Raw genomic sequence first — 1,798 nt, 5'->3', positions numbered from 1 at the left:
TCCCGTTCGAGCAGGTGGTCGAACTGATTCAACCGCCACGCAGCCTGGCGCATGCGCCGCTGTTCCAGGTGATGTTTGCCTGGCAGAACACGCCGCAGTTCGAGCAGGTGGTCGAACTGATTCAACCGCCACGCAGCCTGGCGCATGCGCCGCTGTTCCAGGTGATGTTTGCCTGGCAGAACACGCCGCAGGGTGGGCATTTTAGATCTCGGTGAAGTCCAGGCCAGTGAACTTGGCATCGCACAGACGAGTGCGCAGTTCGACCTGTCGTTGTCGTTAGCAGAGGGCGAGCAGGGAATTGTCGGTAGTCTGACTTATGCCACGTCGTTGTTCGAGCATGCGACATTGCAGCGGTGGATGGGGCATTGGCGGCATCTGTTGCCAGTGAACTTGGCATCGCACAGACGAGTGCGCAGTTCGACCTGTCGTTGTCGTTAGCAGAGGGCGAGCAGGGAATTGTCGGTAGTCTGACTTATGCCACGTCGTTGTTCGAGCATGCGACATTGCAGCGGTGGATGGGGCATTGGCGGCATCTGTTGGAAGGAAGCGATGGTGGCCGACGGCGCTGAAGATCTTGCGGTGGACCGTCTGCCGTTGCTGGACAAGGTCGAACGGCATCAGCTCTTGATGGAGTGGAATGCAACAGCGGCAGATTATCCACGCGATGCCGGTGTACACGAGTTGTTCGAGGCACAGGTGGCGCGTGAGCCCTCGGCAATCGCCATTGCGCATGGCGAGTTGGCGCTGACATATGACGAGTTGAATACACGTGCCAATCAGTTGGCCCATTACCTGCGGAAGTTGGGTGTGCGCCCGGATGATCGTGTGGCGATCTGCATGCAGCGCAGTATCGAAATGGTGGTGGCGCTGCTGGCGGTACTCAAGGCAGGAGCGGCGTATGTTCCGCTGGATCCGGCCTATCCACCTGAGCGGCTGGCCTACATCCTCGCCGATTGCGGTGCCGTGATGGTGTTGGCTGTGACAGATGCCATCCTGCCAGCGCCGCTTGAGCTCTTGCGGGTCAACGTCGACGATACCGCGGTGAATGCGGCGCAATCTGACAGTCCAGGATTGCGCTCGCATGGCGGTAAGAGTGCTTATGTCATGTACGGAAGTTGGGTGTGCGCCCGGATGATCGTGTGGCGATCTGCATGCAGCGCAGTATCGAAATGGTGGTGGCGCTGCTGGCGGTACTCAAGGCAGGAGCGGCGTATGTTCCGCTGGATCCGGCCTATCCACCTGAGCGGCTGGCCTACATCCTCGCCGATTGCGGTGCCGTGATGGTGTTGGCTGTGACAGATGCCATCCTGCCAGCGCCGCTTGAGCTCTTGCGGGTCAACGTCGACGATACCGCGGTGAATGCGGCGCAATCTGACAGTCCAGGATTGCGCTCGCATGGCGGTAAGAGTGCTTATGTCATGTACACCTCCGGTTCGACAGGACTGCCGAAGGGAGTCGAAATCCCGCATCGGGGAATCAATCGCCTGGTGTTGATTGAACAATGGGTATCTTCCCTTCATGCCGAGCGACTGTGTTGCTTTGGCCGCCAACCCGAGTTTTGATGCGATCACATTCGAAATCTGGGGTGCGTTGCTCAAACAATGGGTATCTTCCCTTCATGCCGAGCGACTGTGTTGCTTTGGCCGCCAACCCGAGTTTTGATGCGATCACATTCGAAATCTGGGGTGCGTTGCTCAATGGCGCGCGCCTGATCGTCATCGAATCCGATGTTCTGATGAACCCGGCACGCTTGGCAGAGACAGTCGAGTGTGAAGGGATCAATATATTATGGATGTCG

Annotated in this window: 4 protein-coding genes; all 4 read left to right on the top strand. The window is 58.3% G+C overall.

Going from position 1 to position 1,798, the window contains the following annotated elements; translation table 11 throughout:
• Nucleotides 1-215: hypothetical protein (locus XANALMUS060_RS20875; protein ID WP_045739449.1), on the top strand; the 215-nt coding region annotated here is incomplete at its 5' end.
• A gap of 150 nt (nt 216-365) precedes the next feature.
• Nucleotides 366-569 (top strand): condensation domain-containing protein, encoded by a 204-nt coding sequence (locus XANALMUS060_RS21045; RefSeq protein WP_162484723.1) that lies wholly within the window; start codon nt 366-368, stop codon nt 567-569.
• Entirely contained in the window at nt 553-1,281 is a 729-nt protein-coding gene (locus XANALMUS060_RS21635) for an AMP-binding protein (RefSeq protein ID WP_235430608.1), read from the top strand. Before XANALMUS060_RS21045 ends, XANALMUS060_RS21635 begins: the two co-directional genes overlap by 17 nt.
• Entirely contained in the window at nt 1,170-1,562 is a 393-nt protein-coding gene (locus tag XANALMUS060_RS16985; RefSeq protein WP_235430607.1) for an AMP-binding protein, read from the top strand. Before XANALMUS060_RS21635 ends, XANALMUS060_RS16985 begins: the two co-directional genes overlap by 112 nt.
• Nucleotides 1,563-1,798 lie beyond the last annotated feature (236 nt).

The organism is Xanthomonas sp. MUS 060, assembly GCF_000963215.1.
Classification (GTDB): Bacteria; Pseudomonadota; Gammaproteobacteria; order Xanthomonadales; family Xanthomonadaceae; genus Xanthomonas_A.
The sequence above is the reverse complement of the archived record's forward strand: the minus strand, read 5'-3'. Positions and strand labels throughout refer to the sequence as shown.